Genomic DNA, 19,332 nt, shown 5'->3' on the forward strand with positions numbered 1-19,332 from the left:
CAGCATGACAGACACCGATACGTCCGAGCTCTATCGCGATCTGCCCATCGTCAACCGAAAGGGCCTGCACGCCCGGGCCTCGGCCAAGTTCGTGCAATGCGCCGACGCCTTCGAGGCCTCGATCACCGTGTCGAAGGACCAGAACACGGTCGGCGGCACCTCGATCATGGGCCTGATGATGCTGGCGGCCGGCATCGGCTCGTCGATCCGCGTCGCGGCCGAAGGCCCGGACGCCGAAGCCGCCCTCGACGCCATCGCGGCGCTGGTGGCCGACCGATTCGGGGAAGAGGAATAGCCCGTTCGGCGCGGCTTCCTCCAGGCACACATAAAGACATCTTTATATCCTGATTGCTGCCAGGCGCTGTCTCCGCTATAAGCGCGACAAACCCAACGCATGGAGATCAGCAAGATGGTTGCCGCCAACGACTTCGCCATCAAGGATATCGGCCTCGCCGATTGGGGCCGCAAGGAACTCTCGATCGCCGAGACGGAAATGCCCGGCCTGATGAGCGTGCGCGCCGAATTCGGCCCGTCGCAGCCGCTGAAGGGCGCCCGCATCGCCGGCTCGCTGCACATGACCATCCAGACCGGTGTGCTGATCGAGACACTGAAGGCGCTCGGCGCCGACCTGCGCTGGGCCTCGTGCAACATCTACTCGACCCAGGATCACGCCGCCGCGGCGATCGCCGCTTCCGGCGTCCCGGTTTTCGCCATCAAAGGCGAGAGCCTCGAGGACTATTGGGAATACACCCACCGCATCTTCGAATGGCATGACGGCGGCGTCCCGAACATGATCCTGGACGATGGCGGCGACGCCACGGTCCTGGTCCATCTCGGCCTGCGCGCCGAGGGCGGCGACACTGCCTTCCTCGACAAGCCCGAGAACGAGGAAGAGGAAGTCCTCTTCGCCGCGATCAAGAAGCGCCTGGTCTCGAAGCCCGGCTGGTATGGCGAGATCGCCCGCTCGATCAAGGGTGTCACCGAAGAGACGACCACGGGCGTTCACCGCCTGTACGAGATGCAGAAGAAGGGCACGCTGCTCTTCCCGGCTATCAACGTCAACGACTCGGTCACCAAGTCGAAGTTCGACAATCTCTATGGCTGCCGCGAGTCGCTGGTCGACGGCATCCGCCGCGGCACCGACGTCATGATGTCCGGCAAGGTCGCCATGGTCGCCGGCTTCGGCGATGTCGGCAAGGGTTCGGCCGCGTCGCTGCGCCAGGCCGGCTGCCGCGTGCTGGTCTCCGAAGTCGATCCGATCTGCGCCCTGCAGGCGGCGATGGAAGGCTATGAGGTCACGACGATGGACGACGCCGCCAAGCGCGCCGACATCTTCGTCACCGCGACCGGCAATGTCGACGTCATCACCATCGACCATATGCGGGACATGAAGGACCGCGCCATCGTCTGCAACATCGGCCACTTCGACAGCGAGATTCAGATTTCGGCGCTGCGCAATCTGAAGTGGAACAATGTGAAGCCGCAGGTCGACGAGATCGAGTTCGCCGACGGCCACCGCATCATCCTCCTGTCGGAAGGTCGCCTGGTCAATCTGGGCAATGCCACCGGCCATCCGAGCTTCGTGATGTCGGCATCCTTCACCAACCAGACGCTGGCGCAGATCGAACTCTGGACCAAGCCGGGCCAGTACGACAAGAAGGTCTATACCCTGCCCAAGCACCTCGACGAGAAGGTCGCGGCGCTGCACCTGGACAAGATCGGCGTCAAGCTGACCAAGCTCAGCGATAAGCAGTCGGCCTATATCGGCGTCGCGCCGGCCGGCCCGTTCAAGCCGGACCACTATCGTTACTGACCGATTAATTCGGCCCTGACGATCGGTCGCAGCCGATCTCTACCGGTCGTGGCTACCGAAGTGTTGAGGCGCTATATTTTGATGGCGCTCCGTCTTAACTGGCGGTTAACCACGATCAACTGACAATCCCAGGCCATGCGGGTCCCCCGCATGGCCTTTTTCTCGGCGTCATCGGCTTCACACCGGATTCCCGTACCCGCTACATTGGGGTTGATTCGCGTGAGGCCGGAGTTTGTAGTCGGCGCCGGGACGGGTCGATTTCATTTCTCTGACGGCGGAAGGGCCCTGCCGCATGCTTTGGCATCGCAGGAATTTGGACGGAACTCGCGGCGCAGGCCGCTGGAGGTTCGTTCTGCCGACTCTGCGAAACACCATGCTCGCGGCAACCTCGCTGACCGGCATCGCGCTGGTGGCCGGTGAGGCGCTGGCCGCCGAGCCCTCCTCGGGATCGATCGACGCCGGCAAGACCGCGATGGCGAGCGCGCTGCTTGGCGTCGTCGCCTTCTCGGTGCTCAGCGCGGTGGCGCTGCTGCGGGCGCGCGCCCGGGCCGAGGCGGAGAACGCCGCCCTCAAGCACCGTCTCGCCGATCTCAAGGCCACGGCCGACCGGGCCGAAGCGCTCGTCGACGCCGATGACCAGCGCCTGGTCGCCTGGAGCGCGCCCGGCGAGCCGCCGCTGGTGATGGGGCGCCTGCCTAAGGCCTGCGGCGCTCCCGAGGAGCGCTCCGCCTTCCTCGCCTTCGGCACCTGGCTGACGCCCGATGCCGCTGGCCGCCTCGACGCGGCGCTGGAACAGCTGCGCCGTCGCGGCGACACCTTCACCATCGCGCTCGAAACCGCCAATGGCCGCTTCATCGAGGCAGCGGGCCGCACGGCCGGCGGCCGCGCCGTGGCGCGCTTCCGCGACCTTTCCGGCGACCGGCTCGCCCTGGCCGAGCTGGAGGCGCGGCACCAGCGCCTGACCGGCGATGTCGAGGCGATGCGCGCGCTGCTCCAGGCGACGTCGATGCCCGCCTGGATTCGTGGCAAGGACGGCAAGCTGTCCTGGGTCAATAATGCGTTTGCGCGGGCGGTCGAGGCGCGGGACGCCGCGGACGCGGCCAGCCGCAATCTCGAATTCCTCGATACCGCCGGCCGCGAGGCGATCGGCGCCGGCCATGACCAGCAGCCGGTGTTCGAGCGCCGGCTTCCGGCGATCGTCGCCGGCGCGCGCCGCATCTTCGACGTGGTCGATGTCGTCTCCGGCACCGGCAGCGCCGGCATCGCGATCGACGCGACCGAGCTCGAGACGGTCCAGAGCCAGATGAAGCGTCTGGTCGAGTTCCATGCGCGAACCCTCGACCAGCTCGCCACCGCCGTCGCGGTCTTCGGCTCGGATCGGCGCCTGCGCTCCTACAATGCCGCCTTCCGCGAGCTGTTCAGCCTCGATGCCGGCTTCCTCGACGGCCAGCCGGATGAAAGCGCGGTGCTGGAGCGCATGCGCGCCAGCCGAAAGCTGCCGGAGCAGGCCGACTTCAAGAGCTGGCGCAACGAGCTGCTCACCGCCTATCAGTCGCTCGACGCGCGCGAGCATTGGTGGCACCTGCCGGATGGCCAGACGCTGCGCGTGCTCGCCAATCCGCATCCGCAGGGCGGCATCACCTGGATCTACGAGAACGTCACCGAGCAGCTGGCGCTCGAGAGCCGCTACAATGCGCTGTCGCAGGTGCAGGGCGAGACTCTCGACCATCTGGCGGAAGGTGTGGCGGTGTTCGGCTCGGATGGCCGCCTGCGCCTCGACAACCCGGCCTTTGCCCGCATCTGGCATCTCGACCAGAAGTTTCTTTGCACCCGACCCCATATCGGCGAGATCGAGCGCGCCTGCCGGCGCCTGCACGACGCGCCCGAGGCGTGGACGCGCTTCACCACCTCGGTGGCCGGTCTCGACGAGGGCAGGGCGCCGACCCAGGGCCGGATGGAACGCTCCGACGGCCGGGTCATCGACTACGCCACAGTGCCGCTGCCGGGCGGGCAGACCATGGTCACCTTCATCGATGTCAGCGACACGGTGCAGGTCGAGCGCGCGCTGACCGAGCGCAATGATGCGCTGGAAGCGGCCGACGGCTTGAAGAACGCCTTCATCCAGCACGTGTCCTACGAGCTGCGTTCGCCGTTGACCAACATCATCGGCTTCACCCAGCTGCTCTCCGACGTCTCGATCGGGCCGTTGACGGAGAAGCAGCAGGAATATACCGGCTACATCCTGTCCTCGAGCGGCTCGCTGCTCGCCATCGTCAACGACATCCTGGATCTCGCCACCGTCGATGCCGGCATCATCGCCCTCGATCTGGGCGAGGTCGATGTCGAGCGCACGGTTGCCGCGGCGATCGAGGGCGTGCGCGACCGGCTGCAGGAATCGCAGCTGGTGCTGCAGACCCATATCCCGTCCGGCATCGGCAGCTTCGTCGCCGACGAGAAGCGCGTCCGCCAGATCCTCTACAATCTGCTTTCCAACGCGGTCGGCTTCTCCTCGCATGGCAGCTCGATCGTGCTGCGGGCCGAGCGTTCGGCCGATGCGATCGTCTTCAGCGTCGAGGACCAGGGGCCGGGCATTCCGCCGGAATTCCTCGATTCGGTGTTCGACCGCTTCGAGAGCCGTGCCGCCGGCTCGGCGCGCGGCGGCGCCGGCCTGGGCCTGGCCATCGTCAAGAGCTTCGTCGAGCTGCATGGCGGCACCGTCAGCATCCGCTCCGAGGAAGGGCGCGGCACCGAGGTCAGCGTGCATCTGCCGATCCGGCCGACCGAGCTGGCCGTTGCCGCTGAATGAGCACGCTGGAGCCGATCCGGGTCGAGCTGCCGGATGAGGCGGCGACCCTCCGCCTGGCGGAAGATGTCGCGGCCAAGCTCGCCATTGGCGATGTCATCGCGCTGCGTGGCGATCTCGGCGCCGGCAAGACGAGCTTTGCCCGCGCGCTGATCCGTGCCGTGGCGGCAGATGCCGCCTATGAGGTGCCGAGCCCGACCTTCACCATCGTCCAGACCTATGACACCCGCGTGCCGATCGCCCATTTCGATCTCTACCGCCTCGGCTCGATCGACGAGATGCAGGAGATCGGCTTCGACGAGGCGGTGAGCGAGGGCGTCGTGCTGGTCGAATGGCCGGAGCGGGCCGAGGAAAGCCTGCCGGCCAACCGGCTGGAGATTGCGCTCGACATGCATGGCACCGGCCGGATGGCGACGCTGTCGGGCGGCGGCGACTGGCCGCAGCGGCTGGAACGCACGCTGGCGATCCGCGCCTTTCTCGATCAAGGCGGTTTTGCCGAGGCTTCCCGCCGCCATCTGCAGGGCGATGCCTCGACGCGCGCTTACGAGCGGGTCGAGACGCCGGAAGGCAAGCGCGCCGTGCTGATGGACGCGCCGGAACGGCCGCCGGGCCCGATAGTCCGCGATGGCCGCACCTATGACGATCTCGCCCATCGCGCCACGACCGTCCGTCCCTTCGTGGCGATGAGCGATGGCTTGCGCGCCGCCGGCTTCTCGGCGCCCGCGATCCTCGCCGCCGACATGCCGGCCGGGCTGCTGCTGGTCGAGGATCTGGGCAACGAGGGCGTGCTGGTCGACGGGGCGCCGGATGCCGAGCGCTATGGCGTGGCCGTCGACGTGCTGGCCGCCCTGCACGCGACGCCCCGTCCGGTCGAGCTGCCCTTGCCGGACGGCACCCGCCACATCGTGCCGCCCTTCGATGCCGACGCACTGACGATCGAGGTCGACCTGCTGCCGCGCTGGTTTGCCAGGCACGCGACCGGCGCCTCTCTGTCCGACGAGGCGGAGGCCGATTTCGTCGCCGTCTGGCGCGACCTGTTCGCCCGGATCGACGCGACCGAGAAGAGCTGGCTGCTGCGCGATTTCCATTCGCCCAACCTGCTCTGGCTGCCCGAGCGGGAGGGCCTGCGCCGGATCGGCATTCTCGACCATCAGGACGCGATGATCGGCGCCTCGGCCTATGACGTCGCCTCGCTGCTGCAGGATGTCCGCATTTCGGTCGAGCCGGCGCTGGAAATCGCGCTGGCCGATCGCTATGTCGCCGCGCGCAAGGCGCTGGGCGCGTTCGACGAGGCGGCCTTCCGCGAGGCCTATGCGATCTCGGGCGCGCAGCGCGCGACCAAGGTGCTGGGCGGATTTGCCCGACTGGCGGCAGCGGCCGGCAAGCCCCAATATCTCCGTCACATTCCCCGTGTAAGGGGCTATCTGAAGCGGTGCCTGCGCCATCCGGTTCTTTCCGGTCTGGCACTCTGGTATGAACGATACCTGCCGCTGGACGACTGACGGCCTCTGCGCGAGGCGGCCGGCGCCACAGCCAAGAACAACGGAACTGCCCGAGACCGATATGCCAACCTCCCCCTCCCAGACGCCGTTCCATCCGAAGCGGGCCATGGTGCTCGCGGCCGGCATCGGCAAGCGTATGCGGCCCGTCACGGCAACCGTTCCCAAGCCCCTGATCGAGATCGCGGGCCGCTCGCTGATGGATCACGCGCTCGACCGGCTGACCAAGGCCGGTGTCGAGGAAGTGGTGGTGAACGTCCACTACCTCGCCGATCTCGTCGAGACCCACGTCAAGAAGCGCAAGGCGCCCAAGATCCTTATCTCGGACGAGCGCGGCGCGCTGCTGGAGACCGGCGGCGGCATCACCAAGGCGCTGCCGCTGCTCGGCGACGAGCCGTTCTACGTGATGAATTCCGATTCGTTCTGGATCGAGGGGCCGCGCCCCAATCTCGATTGGCTCGCCCGCGCCTGGGATGACAGCCGCATGGACGCCCTGCTGATGCTGGCGCCGACCGTCACCGCGATCGGCTATCCCGGCCCCGGCGATTTCATCATGGACAAGGACGGCCGGCTCGCCCGCCGCATCGAGCGCACGGTCGCGCCCTTCGTCTATTCCGGCACCGCCATCCTGTCGCCGCGCCTGTTCGCCGATGCGCCGCAGGGCTCGTTCTCGCTCAACGTGCTGTTCGACCGCGCCATCGAGGCCGGCCGCCTGTTCGGCATCCGCATGGACGGCACCTGGCTGCATGTCGGCACGCCGGAAGCGATCCGCGAGGCCGAGATGTCGGTCTCCGAAAGCGCAGCCTGAGGTACGATGGCAAGGTCGGACCCGCGCGTCTTCACGATCCCGCCGGGCACGCCCTTTCTGCCGACCCTGGTCGACGCGCTGTTTTCCGGCCGGTTCGGGGCGATTGCGAATCCGGCTAAGGATCCGCTGGCGCTCGCCGATATCACCATTCTCGTGCCGACCCGCCGCGCGGCGCGCTCGCTGCATGCCGAGATTCTGGAGCGGCTGGGCGGCCGCGCCGCCATCCTGCCGGCGATCCGGCCCATCGGCGATGTCGACGAGGAAGACCAGATCCTCGAGGCCGCCGCCGACGATCCGGATGGCCGTCTTGTGCTCCCCGAGGCCATTTCGCGCCTCGACCGCCTGCTGGTGCTGACGCGCCTGACGCTCGCCTGGGGCCGGGCGGTGCGGCGCGAATTGCTGTCGCTCTCCGAGGACGACCGTGTGCTGGTGCCGGCCTCGGCCGCCGATGCGTTCCATCTCGCCGGCGATCTCGCGCGGCTGATCGACGACATCGAGACGACGGGCATCGCCTGGGTAAAGCTGGAGACGCTGGTTCCCGACGACCTCGCCCGCTACTGGCAGATCTCGCTCGATTTCCTGCGCATCGTCGGCGAGCAATGGCCGGCCTTCCTGAGGGAGCGCAGCCTTGCCGATCCCTCCGTCCGCCGCGATCATCTGTTGCGCGCCGCCGCCGCCCGCCTCGAAGCCTCGCCGCCGCGCGGCCTCGTCATCGCCGCCGGCTCGACCGGCTCGATCCCCGCCGTCGCGGAGCTTCTCTCGGTCATCGCCCATCTGCCGAATGGCGCCGTGGTCATGCCCGGCATCGATACGGAGCTCGACGCGAATGGCTGGGTGGCGATCGGCGGTCTCTCGGCGCCGGCCCGCTCGGCGCCCGGCCATCCGCAATACGGCCTGAAGCAGCTGATCGAGACCATCGGCGTGGAGCGCGACGAGATCGTCCCGCTCGGCGCGATGACGCCGGATATGGCCGAGCGCGTCCGCCTGATCTCCGAAGCGATGCGCCCGGCCGAAAACCACCGAGGACTGGGCTACCGCGCCGCCGGTCGCGGCTTCGGCCATCGGCGATGTCGCGCTGGTCGTCGCCCGCACCGAGCAGGAAGAGGCGGTGGCGATCGCGCTCGCCATGCGCGAGGCGATCCGCGAGCCGGGCCGGACGGCGGCGCTGGTGACCCCGGACCGTCGCCTCGCCGGCCGCGTCGCCATCGAGCTCGGCCGCTTCGGCTTGTCGGTCGATGATTCCGCCGGCCGTCCGCTGATGACCTCGTCGCCCGGCACGCTGGCACGCCTGCTGGTCGCGGCCGCGAAGTCGAACGGCGCGCCCGTCGATCTGCTGGCGCTCGCCAAGCATCCGCTCGCCTCGTTCGGGCTCGGTCGCGCGGCGTGTCGCGCCGCGATCGACATTCTCGACCTCGTGCTTTTTCGCGGCCAATTGCTTTCCGACGGCCTCGAAGGGCTGGTCGAGGCGCTGGACAGGGCCGAGGCGGACCTGCCGACCGCGCGTTATGCGCCGGCGGCCGTCAAGCGGCTCGGCGCGACCGAGTGGCAGGCGGCGCGCGATCTCGCCGGCCGGATGGCCGAGGCGATCGAGCCGCTTAGCCGACTCATGGACGGCGTGAATGCCTCTGACGCCAAGGCGATGACATCGGCCGTCGTCGCCGCGCTCAATCTGGTCGCCGCGCGAGAGGATGGCAGCGCCGACGTGCTGTGGGCCGAGGAATCCGGCCAGGCCCTGGCGACTCTTCTCGCCGGCCTGATGAGCGACGACGCCCAGGCGCTCGACATGGCCGGCTACGAATATCCGGGCTTCCTCGACGCGACCATGGCCGGCGTAGGCGTTCCGGCCCGGCCGGGCTCCGATCCGCGCCTGTTCATCTGGGGCACGCTCGAGGCCCGGCTGCAGCAGGTCGATCTGATGGTGCTGGGCGGGCTCGACGAGGGCGTCTGGCCGTCCGAGACCCGAACTGACCCCTGGCTGTCGCGCTCGATGCGCGCCGAACTGGGACTGGAGGCGCCGGAGCGCAAGCTCGGCCAGTCGGCGCATGATTTCACCAGCGCTTTGTCAGCCGGCAAAGTCGTCGTCACCCGTGCCGAGCGGCGCGGCGGCACGCCCACCGTTGCCGCGCGTTGGCTGCAGCGCCTGCTGGCCCGCCTCGGCAAGGGCGAGGCCAAGGCGCTGGCCGGCCGCGGACTGCGCTATCTCGACTGGGCCCGCGCGCTCGACCGCACCGCCCGCCCGGTGCCGATCCGCCGCCCCGCGCCGCTGCCGCCGCTGGAGGCCCGGCCCCGCCGACTTTCGGTGACCGAGATCGAGACGCTGATCCGCGATCCCTACGCGATCTATGCGCGCCGCATCCTGAAGCTCGATCCGCTCGATCCGATCGGCGTGGTGCCGGACGTGGCGCTGCGCGGCACGCTGATCCATGAGGCCCTCGGCGATTTCATTCAGGAATGGCAGGGTCCGTTCGACGCCACCGCGCTGACGGCGCTGACGATCATCGGCCGCCGCGTCTTCGCCCGGATCGAGGCGTTCCCGGCCGTCTACGCTTTGTGGTGGCCGCGTTTCCTGGTGATCGCCGAATGGTTCATCGGCTGGGAGGCGAGCCGGGCCTCGGTCGCCCACCGCCATGCCGAGATCGGCGGCGCCTGGGCGTTCCCCGCGCCGGCCGGCGAATTCAAGCTCACCGGCCGCGCCGATCGTGTCGATATCCGGTTCGACGGCTCGCTCGAGATCCTCGATTTCAAGACCGGCTCGCCGCCAAGCGCCAAGCAGCTTTCGACCGGCCTCGCGCCGCAGCTGGCGCTGGAAGTGGCCATGGCGCGCGGCGGCGGCTTCGACCGGGTCGAGGCCGGCGTCTCCGTATCCACGCTCGGCTGGATCGGCCTCGGCAAGGTCGGCAAGGGCGATCCCTTCTCCTCGGCGGTCACCAAGGATAAGACGGCCGATGAACTCGGCGACGAGGCCAGGGCGCGGCTCTATTCGTTGATCGAAGCCTTCGACGATCCGAAGCGCGCCTATGTCTCCCGCGCTCGGCCGATGTTCGAGACCCGCTTCGAAAGCCCCTATGATCATCTCGCCCGAATCCGGGAATGGGCGCTGGGCGACGCCGAGGAGGGCGGCGAATGAGCGGCGTGATCTCGGTCGACGACAAGACGAGGGACACCCAGTCGCGGGCGACCGATCCCGAGGCCTCGGCCTGGGTTTCCGCCAATGCCGGCTCCGGCAAGACCTATGTATTGGCGCGCCGCGTCATCCGCCTGCTGCTCAATGGCGCTGACCCATCCTCCATCCTGTGCCTGACCTTCACCAAGGCGGCGGCGGCGGAAATGTCGAGCCGCGTGTTCGAGATACTCGCCGGCTGGACGACGATGCCCGACGCCGAGCTAGCGGCGATCCTGGCGGATTATCAGGGCGTGCCCGCTTTGCCGGCGCATCGGATCAGCGCCCGCCGGCTGTTCGCCCGCGCGCTGGAGACGCCGGGCGGGCTGAAGATCCAGACCATCCACGCCTTCTGCGAAAGGCTGCTGCACCAGTTCCCGTTCGAGGCCAATGTCGCCGGCAGTTTTGAAGTTTTGGACGATCGCGGCGCGTCGATCCTTATCGCCGAGGCGCAGCGCCAGGTGATCGCCCGCGCTTCGCTGGAGGCCGACACGGCGCAGGGCCGCGCCTTTGCGCGCGTGCTGGAGGCGGCGAGCGACCAGGGTATCGATGCGGCGCTGGCGGCGATTGTCGCCTCGCGCGACGCGGTGCGCGAGTTCATCGTCCGGTCGGGCGATCTCGCCAATGGCCTGCGCGATCTGCGCCGGGCGCTCAGCCTTGGCTCGGGCGAGACGGCGGAAAGCCTGCGCGAGCGCATCGGCTCGGAAATCCCGTTCGACGATGCCGAGCTCAAGCAACTGGTCGACCGGCTTTCGGCCAGCGGCGCCAATGACCAGAAGAGCGCGGCGCGCCTGGCGCCGATCCTGACGGCCGAGACGATGGAAGGCCGGGCGGCAGCCTGGCTCGGCTTCTGGATGAAGCAGGATGGCGATCTTCGCGTTGTCGGCAGCCTGACGGCCAAGGGCGTCCGGACCGCTTGGCCTGGCCTCGAAGAAATCCTGCAGGCGGAGCGCGAGCGCATCGAGTTCCTGCTCGATCGCATTGCCGCGGCCGAGGCCTATGGCGTGACGAGCGCGCTGCTGATCCTCGGCGACGCGGTGATAGGCCACTATGAGCGGGCCAAGCAGCTGCGCGGCGCGCTTGATTTCCAGGATCTGGTGGTGAAGACCGCCAATCTGCTGGCGCGCTCGGACGCCGCCGCCTGGGTGCATTACAAGCTCGACCGCGGCCTCGACCATATCCTCGTCGACGAGGCGCAGGACACCAGCCCGCGCCAGTGGCAGGTGATCGAGCGGCTGGCCGGCGAGTTCTTCTCGGGGCAGAGCGCGCGCGAGATCATCCGCACCTTCTTCGCCGTCGGCGACGAGAAGCAGTCGATCTATTCGTTCCAGGGCGCGGTTCCGGCCTGGTTTGCGCGGCAGCGCGAGGCGATCGGCCGGGGCGCGCGCGAGGCGGGCGCCCTGTTCCACGAGCTCGAACTGCAGCTCTCCTTCCGCTCGACCCCGGACGTGCTGGCCGCAGTGGATGAGATCTTCCGGCCCGAGGACGCCCATACCGGCCTGACCCAGGCGAAGGCGGCCCCGGTCCATGCCGCGGCGCGCCGGCTCGATCCAGGCCGCGTCACCTATTGGCCGCCGATCGAGGCCGACAAGCCGCCGCAGCCGGACGACTGGCATACGCCGCTCGACCGGCTCGACGAGAAGAGCCCGGAAGTGCGGCTGGCCGAGCGCATCGCCGAGACCGTCGCCGGCTGGAAGCGGGACAAGGCGACGATCGCCGCGACGGGCAAACCGATCCGCGAGGGCGGCATCCTGGTGTTGACACGGAAGCGCGGGCCGCAGACCGACGCGATCAACCGCGCGCTGAAGGCGGCGGGCCTCTCGGTCGCCGGCGCCGACCGGTTGGCTCTGGCAAGCCATATCGCCGTGCTCGACCTGCTGGCGCTGGCCGAGATCCTGCTGCAGCCGCGCGACGACCTCGCGCTCGCCGCGCTGCTGAAGAGCCCGCTGATCGGCCTCACCGAGGAGCAGCTGTTCGAGCTGGCGCATCCGCGCGGCGGCTCGCTCTGGTATGCGCTCGACCGCTCGACCGATCCGGCCGCGATGGCCGCCTCGGCGCGGCTGAAGACTTGGCGCAGCCGGGCCGAGTTCATGAGCCCCTACGCCTTCTTCGCCCGCATCCTTGGACCCGATGGCGGCCGCAAGCGGCTGCTGGCGCGGCTGGGACCGGAGGCCGACGACGTGCTGGACGAGTTCCTCGCGCAGGCTTTGGCGCATGAGCAGGCCTCCGTGCCCTCGCTGCAGGGCTTTGTCGGCTGGATGCGCGAGGCGGCGACGGAGATCAAGCGCGACGCCGACCTCGCCCGTGACGAGATCCGCGTCATGACCGTGCATGGCGCCAAGGGGCTCGAGGCCGACATCGTCTTCCTCGTCGATACCGGTTCCAAGCCGGTGCATGCGAGCCATGACCCGAAGATCGTTGCGCTGGCCGAGGATCCCGACGATGCCGATGGCGCGCCGCTGATCTGGGTCGCGCCCGGCGCCCGGAAGCCTAGGATTGTCGAGCAGGCGATCGGCACGCTGCGCGACAAGGCGCGCGAAGAATACCGCCGGCTGCTCTATGTGGGGCTGACGCGGGCGCGCGACCATCTGATCGTCTGCGGCACGGTCAAGGCGAATACCGGCGCCGATCTGCTCTGGCACGAACTGGTCGGCAAGGCGCTCGGCGTTGATGGCAAGACCGTTCCGGTCGAGCTGCCGAGCGAAAGCTTTGACACGATCGAATGGCGGCAGGACTGGAGCCGCCAAGCGGTGCCGCCGGTCGCCGAAACAGCAGGGTCCGGCGAGCGCGCCATCGCGCCGCTGCCCGATTGGCTGGCTGAAAATCCGCCGCCGCCGCCCACCCAGCCGAAGCGGCTGACGCCCTCGGCCGCGGTCGGTTTCGCGGAAGCCGAGCCGGCCTTTCCGCCGGTGACCGCGCTGGATGCAAGGCTCGATCCGGCGGCGTTGACGGCGCTGGATCGAGGCCGGATCATCCACCGCCTGCTGCAGGCGCTGCCGGACCAGCCGCCCGAGCAGCGCGCCGCCATTGCCACGCGCTATCTGGAAGTCGTTGGCCGTGAATGGCCGGAAACGGCCCGCCAAGGCCTGCTCGATCGCATCCTGCCGATCCTCGACGACGCCAGCTTCTCCGCCCTGTTCGGGCCGCAGAGCCGCGCCGAGGTGCCGATCGCCGGCTCGATCGAGACGCGCAGCGGCACGGCGTCCGTCTCCGGCCGGATCGACCGGCTCGTCGTGCTGCCGGACCGGGTGATCCTGGTCGACTACAAGACCAACCGCCCGGCGCCGCGGGAGCTTTCGGAGGTGCCGGAAGCGCATCTGGCCCAGCTGGCGCTCTACCGGGCGCTGCTATCGACGCTCTATCCCGACCGGCCGATCGAGACGGCGCTGCTCTGGACCGAGATCCCGCTGTTGATGGCGATCCCGTCGGAGTTGCTCGATAGTCGCATGGCTGCCATTACCGCGGCGTGAAATCCCTTTGCCTTGACCGGCAAGAGACGGGTTCCTACCTTAGAACCACTCTCCTCCATCCCATTTGAGGCTTGCCATGGCGACTGCCAAAGTAACGGATAGTTCCTTCGACGCCGACGTTCTGGGGGCATCCGGCCCGGTCGTCGTCGATTTCTGGGCGGAATGGTGCGGTCCCTGCCGCATGATCGCCCCGGCTCTGGAAGAGATCCAGACCGAAATGGAAGGCAAGGTGACCATCGCCAAGCTCAACATCGACGAGAATCCGGAAATTGCCGTGCGCTATGGCGTGCGCTCGATCCCGACGCTGATCCTGTTCAAGGATGGCGAGCCGGCTTCGATCCAGGTTGGCGCCGCGCCGAAGAGCCGCCTGGCCGACTGGATCAAGGGCGCGATCTGATCGCTTCCCGACAGACTTGGAATATGGAAACGGGGCCCGATGGGCCCCGTTTTCGTTGGGGTTAACAGCCGGGTTAACGGCGACCGCTTTTGGTCACTTTGGTAGCGTCCCGTTAGCCGCCAGCACCGTACCGCCGAGATAGAGCGAGCCGCAGATCAGAATCCGGGGCGCGATGCCGGGCGGCAGCAGCTTCTTGATCGCGGCGAGCGCCGCCTCGACGCCCGACGTCGCCTCGGCGGTGATGCCGGCGGCCTCGGCGGCGGCGGCGAGTTCCAGCGGGTCGCGACCGGCGGCCGAGCCTTCGATCGGCACCGTGTAGACATGCTGCGCCAGCCCGGCGAAGGGTCGGAAGAAGCCGACAGGGTCCTTGGTCACCAGCATGCCGGCGATCAGGTAGAGCGGCCGCGACACGCGCTCCTCGAGATCGGCGATCGCCTCGGAGATGACCACGCCGGCGCCGGGATTGTGGCCGCCATCGAGCCAGATCTCGGATTCGGCCGGCGCCTGGTCGACCAGCTTGCCGCTGGTCAGCCGCTGCATCCGGGCCGGCCATTCGACGTTCTGCAACCCGGCCTCGATCGCCGCCGTCGGTACGTCGAGGCTCGATTTGCGTAGCGCCGCGATGGCCGCCCCCGCATTGACGAACTGGTGCCGGCCCGGCAGGCGCGGCGGCGGCAGGTCGAGCAGACCGTCCTCGTCCTGGTAGACAAGACGGCCGCGCTCGGCATGCGCCACCCAGTCCCGGTTGCCGATGAAGGTCGGCGCGCGCAGCCGCGCCGCGTCGCGCTCGATCACGTCGAGAACGATGCCCGGCTGCGGCGCCACCACGACGGGACGGCCGCGCTTGATGACGCCGGATTTCTCATGCGCGATGCCGTCCAGCGCGCTGCCGAAGAACTTCTCGTGGTCGACCGAGATCGGCGTGATCACGGCGACGTCGGGATGGTCGATGATGTTGGTGGCGTCATAGCGCCCGCCCAGGCCCACTTCGAGCAGCGTCACATCGGCCGGATGGTCGGCGAACAGCTTGAAGGCGGCGGCGGTGGTGATCTCGAAATGCGTGATCGGCGCGCCGTCATTGACCTTCTCGATGTCGAGCAGCGTGTCGACCAGCTCCGCCTCGTCGACGAAGCGGCCGCCGCCCGGCTTGCCGAGGCGGATGCGCTCGTGGAAGCGGACGAGATGCGGCGAGGTGTAGACATGCACGGAGAGGCCGGCCGCCTCCAGCATGGCGCGCAGGAAGGCGGTGGTCGAACCCTTGCCGTTGGTGCCGGCAATATGCAGCACCGGGCCGAGCTTCGTCTCGGGCGCGCCGAGCTTCGCCATCAGCGGCTTCAGCCGGTCGAGCGAGAGGTCGATTTCCTTGGGGTGGAGCTGGAACAGGCGCTCCAGGATGACGGTGCTGCGGTCCATGATATGGTCCATGACGCGATCCCGTGGCGTGGAGAGGATCCACGCAATGCCGGCGGCGGCCCCGGGGGCCGCCGACCGTGATGGTGTGATGGGCGTGTGCGCGGCGTCGATCAGGACGCCAGCGCGACATCCTGTGCCGGCGCGGACTTCGCCTTCGCCTTGGCTTCGGGCTTGTCGATCTGCCGGGTCGGCTGCGGCGTCAGGATTCCGCAAAGCCGCGCGATCGTCTGGCGCAGTTCATGGCGGTGGACGACGAGGTCGACCATGCCGTGCTCATGCAGGAATTCCGAGCGCTGGAAGCCGGGCGGCAGCTTTTCGCGGATCGTCTGCTCGATGACGCGCGGGCCTGCAAAGCCGATCAGCGCACCCGGCTCGGCGATCTGGATGTCGCCCAGCATGGCGTAGGAAGCGGTGACGCCGCCCGTGGTCGGGTTGGTCAGCACGACGATATAGGGCAGCTTCGCCTCGCGCAGCGCGATGACGCCGGCGGTGGTCCGCGGCAGCTGCATCAGCGAGAGGATGCCTTCCTGCATGCGCGCGCCGCCAGAGGCGGCGAACATCACGAAGGGCTGCTTGCGGTTCAGCGCCGCTTCCATGCCGGCGATGACCGCTTCGCCGGCGGCCATGCCGAGCGAACCGCCCATGAAGTCGAAGTCCTGCACGGCGGTGACCATCGGCACGCCCTCGACGGTGCCGGCACCGACCAGGATCGCGTCCTGCAGGCCGGTCTTGGTCCGGGCGTCCTTGAGGCGGTCGGTATAGCGGCGCTCGTCGCGGAACTTCAGCGGGTCGATCGCCACTTCCGGCACGGCGATGGATTCATACTGGCCATCGTCGAAGAAATAGGCGAGCCGCTTCGGCGCGCTCATGCGCATGTGATAGCCCGAATTCGGGATCACGTAATGGTTGGCCTCGAGGTCGCGATGGAACACCATCTCGCCGGTCTCGGGGCACTTGATCCAGAGGTTTTCCGGAACCTCGCGCTTGTTCAGGAGGCTCTTGATCTTCGGACGAACGACGTCGTTGATCCAGTTCATCGCGTAATCCTTGTTCAGGCGGCGACCGATTTGCGGGAAGCGCGAACGCCGCCCGAAAGCTCGGATACGAGGGCCAGGACGGCGGGTACGGTGGCGGCCGTGGCGCGGCCCTCGCTGTCGAGCGAGGCGGCGACGGCCGATACGATGGCCGAGCCGACCACGACGCCATCGGCATTCGCGCCGATCGCTGCCGCCTGCTCGGCTGTCCTGACGCCGAAACCGACGGCAACCGGTAGATGGGTGTGACGCTTGATCCGTGCAACGGATTCGGCGACGCGCGAGGCGTCGGGGGCTGCCGAACCGGTGATGCCGTTGATCGAGACGTAGTAGACGAAGCCCGAGGTGTTGGCGAGCACGGCGGGAAGCCGCTTGTCGTCGGTGGTGGGCGTGGCGAGGCGGATGAAGTTCAGGCCCGCTTCGAGCGCCGGGATGCAGAGCTCGTCATCGGCTTCCGGCGGCAGGTCGACGATGATCAGCCCGTCGACGCCGGCAGCCTTGGCCTCGGTGACGAAGGCTTCCGAGCCGTGGCTGTAGATCGGGTTGTAATAGCCCATCAACACGATCGGCGTGGCGTCGTCGAACTGGCGGAATTCGCGCACGAGATCGAGCGTCTTGACCAGCGTCTGCCCGCCCTTCAGCGCGCGCAGGCCCGCGGCCTGGATCGCCGGGCCGTCGGCCATGGGATCGGAGAACGGCATGCCGAGCTCGATCACGTCGGCGCCGGCGCCGGGCAGCGCCTTCAGCAGGGCCAGCGTCGTGGCGGGATCCGGGTCGCCGGCGGTCATGAAGGTGACGAGCGCCGGCCGGCCCTCGGCCTTGAGGGCCGCGAAGCGGCGATCGATACGGGTTTCAGTCATGACAATGGGCCTAGGCTCGATGCTTTGTGACGTCAAGTCGACGGAGAAGCGAAACGCGGAACGGCGCCCTCTTTACCCTTCCCTCGGGAGGAGGGGAAGAACAGGTCGGGAGCCGCGCCGCCGGCATCGGTCAGATGTCCATGCCGAGCAGCTTGCCCACGGTGTGGACGTCCTTGTCGCCGCGGCCGGACAGGTTGATGACGATGATCTTGTCCTTGGCCATGGTCGGCGCGACCTTGATCGCCTGGGCGATCGCATGCGCCGATTCCAGCGCCGGGATGATGCCCTCGACGCGGGTGCAGACCTGGAACGCGTCGATCGCCTCTTGGTCGACGATCGGCACGTACTGGACGCGGCCGGTGTCGCGCAGCCAGCTGTGCTCGGGGCCGACGCCGGGATAATCGAGGCCGGCCGAGACCGAGTGGCCCTCAAGGATCTGGCCGTCGGCATCCTGCAGCAGATAGGTGCGGTTGCCATGCAGCACGCCGGGGCGGCCGCCGGTCATCGAGGCGGCATGGCCGTTCTCGACGGCGATGCCGTGGCCACCGGCTTCGACGCCGACGATCTCGACATCCTTGTCATCGAGGAACGGATGGAACAGGCCGATGGCGTTCGAGCCGCCGCCGACCGCCGCGATGATCATGTCGGGCAGGCGGCCTTCCTGCTCCAGCATCTGCGCGCGCGCCTCGATGCCGATCACCGACTGGAAGTCGCGCACCATCTCCGGATAGGGATGGGGGCCGGCCGCTGTGCCGATGAGATAATAGGTATCCTCGACATTCGAGACCCAGTCGCGCAGAGCCTCGTTCATCGCGTCCTTGAGCGTGCCGTTGCCGGCGGTGACCGGATTGACGGTGGCGCCCAGCAGCTTCATGCGGAACACGTTCGGCGCCTGACGCTCGACGTCGGTGGCGCCCATATAGACGACGCAGGGCAGGCCGAAGCGGGCCGAGACGGTGGCCGAGGCCACGCCGTGCTGGCCGGCGCCGGTCTCGGCGATGATCCGCGTCTTGCCCATGCGCTTGGCGAGCAGGATCTGGCCGAGGCAGTTGTTGATCTTGTGGCTGCCGGTGTGGTTCAGGTCCTCGCGCTTGAAGAAGATGCGCGCGCCGCCGAGATGGTTGGTCAGGCCTTCGGCGAAATAGAGCTTGGACGGGCGGCCCGCATAATAGGTCGAGAGCGCCTGCAGTTCGGCCTTGAAGGCGGGATCGGCCTTGGCGTCGTCATAGGCCTGCTGCAGCTCGAGGATCAGCGGCATCAGCGTCTCGGCGACGAAGCGGCCGCCATAGATGCCGAAATAGCCCCGCTCGTCCGGGCCGGTCTTGAAGGAATTGGGCTCGACAGCAACGGTCACGACGAAATCCTCTCGCCGGCAAGAGCCCGGCTGTGGTCAGGGTTGGGTCGAAAGCCGCGAATGGCGGCGATGAAGGCGCGGATCCGGTCGGGATCCTTGATACCGGGCGCACTTTCCACGCCCGAGGAAGCATCGATGCCGGGGGCCTGGGTCACCGCCAGCGCCTGCGCGACATTGCCGGCGTCGAGGCCTCCGGAAAGCATATAGGCAAGGCCGGGGTCAAGCGCATCCAGCAGGTGCCAGTCAAAGGACACGCCATTGCCGCCCGGCAGCGTCGCGCCCTTGGGCGGCTTGGCGTCGAGCAACAGACGGTCCGCCACCGCGGCATAGGCGCCGATCCCGGCGAGATCGGCTGCCTCGCGAATGCCGAGCGCCTTCAAGACGGGCAGGCCGAAGCGGCGGCTGATCTCGGCGACACGCTCCACGCTCTCGCCGCCATGCAGCTGCAGCCAGTCGGGCCGCACCGTTTCGACGATCGCGGCCAGCGCCGCATCGTCCATGTCGACGGTGAGCGCGACGATCTCGGCCTTGCCGCGCGCCTGGTCGGCGAGCTGCCGGGCGCGCTCGTTCGAAACAGCGCGCGGGCTCTTCGGAAAAAACACAAAGCCGACCATGTCGGCGCCGGCGTCCAGCGCGGCGTCGAGCGTCTCCTCGGTCGAAAGACCGCAGATTTTGACGGTCACGGTCATGGATTCACGATCAGCCATGGGTTCACGAGCAG

General features: G+C 68.3%; 13 protein-coding genes. 8 read left to right on the forward strand and 5 right to left on the reverse strand.

All coding sequences use genetic code 11. From position 1 onward, the window contains the following. Positions 1-4: 4 nt before the first annotated feature. From ACHMWQ_RS03560 to trxA, 8 genes are all read left to right on the forward strand, one after another. Complete coding sequence (locus ACHMWQ_RS03560) at positions 5-295, forward strand: HPr family phosphocarrier protein (protein WP_354553072.1); 291 nt, start codon at positions 5-7, stop codon at positions 293-295. Positions 296-409: 114 nt separating this feature from the next. Continuing rightward, on the forward strand, positions 410-1,813 hold the full coding sequence (gene ahcY / locus ACHMWQ_RS03565) for an adenosylhomocysteinase (RefSeq protein ID WP_396306415.1): 1,404 nt from the start codon (positions 410-412) through the stop codon (positions 1,811-1,813). A gap of 373 nt (positions 1,814-2,186) precedes the next feature. Next, the gene (locus ACHMWQ_RS03570) at positions 2,187-4,619 is read left to right on the forward strand and encodes an ATP-binding protein (RefSeq protein ID WP_396306416.1); all 2,433 of its coding nucleotides are present in this window, start codon (positions 2,187-2,189) and stop codon (positions 4,617-4,619) included. Beyond that, positions 4,616-6,118, forward strand: coding sequence for a tRNA (adenosine(37)-N6)-threonylcarbamoyltransferase complex ATPase subunit type 1 TsaE (tsaE, locus tag ACHMWQ_RS03575; RefSeq protein ID WP_396306417.1), 1,503 nt, complete (start codon positions 4,616-4,618; stop codon positions 6,116-6,118). The genes ACHMWQ_RS03570 and tsaE overlap by 4 nt, the downstream gene beginning before the upstream one ends. Positions 6,119-6,179: 61 nt before the next feature. Beyond that, positions 6,180-6,923 (forward strand): nucleotidyltransferase family protein, encoded by a 744-nt coding sequence (locus ACHMWQ_RS03580; RefSeq protein ID WP_354553079.1) that lies wholly within the window; start codon positions 6,180-6,182, stop codon positions 6,921-6,923. A 1,060-nt stretch (positions 6,924-7,983) separates the two neighbouring features. Continuing rightward, a complete protein-coding gene (gene addB / locus ACHMWQ_RS03585; RefSeq protein WP_396309377.1) occupies positions 7,984-10,050 on the forward strand; it encodes a double-strand break repair protein AddB in 2,067 nt (688 codons plus the stop codon). Then, positions 10,047-13,553, forward strand: coding sequence for a double-strand break repair helicase AddA (gene addA / locus ACHMWQ_RS03590; protein ID WP_396306418.1), 3,507 nt, complete (start codon positions 10,047-10,049; stop codon positions 13,551-13,553). The genes addB and addA overlap by 4 nt, the downstream gene beginning before the upstream one ends. A 76-nt stretch (positions 13,554-13,629) precedes the next feature. After that, the gene (gene trxA, locus ACHMWQ_RS03595; RefSeq protein WP_354553085.1) at positions 13,630-13,950 is read left to right on the forward strand and encodes a thioredoxin; all 321 of its coding nucleotides are present in this window, start codon (positions 13,630-13,632) and stop codon (positions 13,948-13,950) included. A gap of 93 nt (positions 13,951-14,043) precedes the next feature. On the opposite strand, the gene ACHMWQ_RS03600 is transcribed toward trxA, so the two are convergent. From ACHMWQ_RS03600 to ACHMWQ_RS03620, 5 genes are all read right to left on the reverse strand, one after another. After that, the gene (locus tag ACHMWQ_RS03600) at positions 14,044-15,363 is read right to left on the reverse strand and encodes a bifunctional folylpolyglutamate synthase/dihydrofolate synthase (RefSeq protein ID WP_396309378.1); all 1,320 of its coding nucleotides are present in this window, start codon (positions 15,361-15,363) and stop codon (positions 14,044-14,046) included. 110 nt (positions 15,364-15,473) lie between these two features. Then, positions 15,474-16,400: an acetyl-CoA carboxylase, carboxyltransferase subunit beta gene (gene accD, locus ACHMWQ_RS03605; protein WP_354553087.1), complete on the reverse strand. Its 927-nt coding sequence runs from the start codon at positions 16,398-16,400 to the stop codon at positions 15,474-15,476. 14 nt (positions 16,401-16,414) lie between these two features. Next, on the reverse strand, positions 16,415-17,257 hold the full coding sequence (gene trpA, locus ACHMWQ_RS03610; protein ID WP_354553089.1) for a tryptophan synthase subunit alpha: 843 nt from the start codon (positions 17,255-17,257) through the stop codon (positions 16,415-16,417). 130 nt (positions 17,258-17,387) lie between these two features. After that, the gene (gene trpB, locus ACHMWQ_RS03615) at positions 17,388-18,611 is read right to left on the reverse strand and encodes a tryptophan synthase subunit beta (protein ID WP_354553091.1); all 1,224 of its coding nucleotides are present in this window, start codon (positions 18,609-18,611) and stop codon (positions 17,388-17,390) included. Beyond that, a complete protein-coding gene (locus ACHMWQ_RS03620) occupies positions 18,608-19,300 on the reverse strand; it encodes a phosphoribosylanthranilate isomerase (RefSeq protein WP_396306419.1) in 693 nt (230 codons plus the stop codon). Before ACHMWQ_RS03620 ends, trpB begins: the two co-directional genes overlap by 4 nt. Positions 19,301-19,332 lie beyond the last annotated feature (32 nt).

This window comes from Kaistia sp. UC242_56 (assembly GCF_044452255.1).
In the GTDB taxonomy this organism is placed as follows: Bacteria; Pseudomonadota; Alphaproteobacteria; order Rhizobiales; family Kaistiaceae; genus Kaistia; species Kaistia defluvii_A.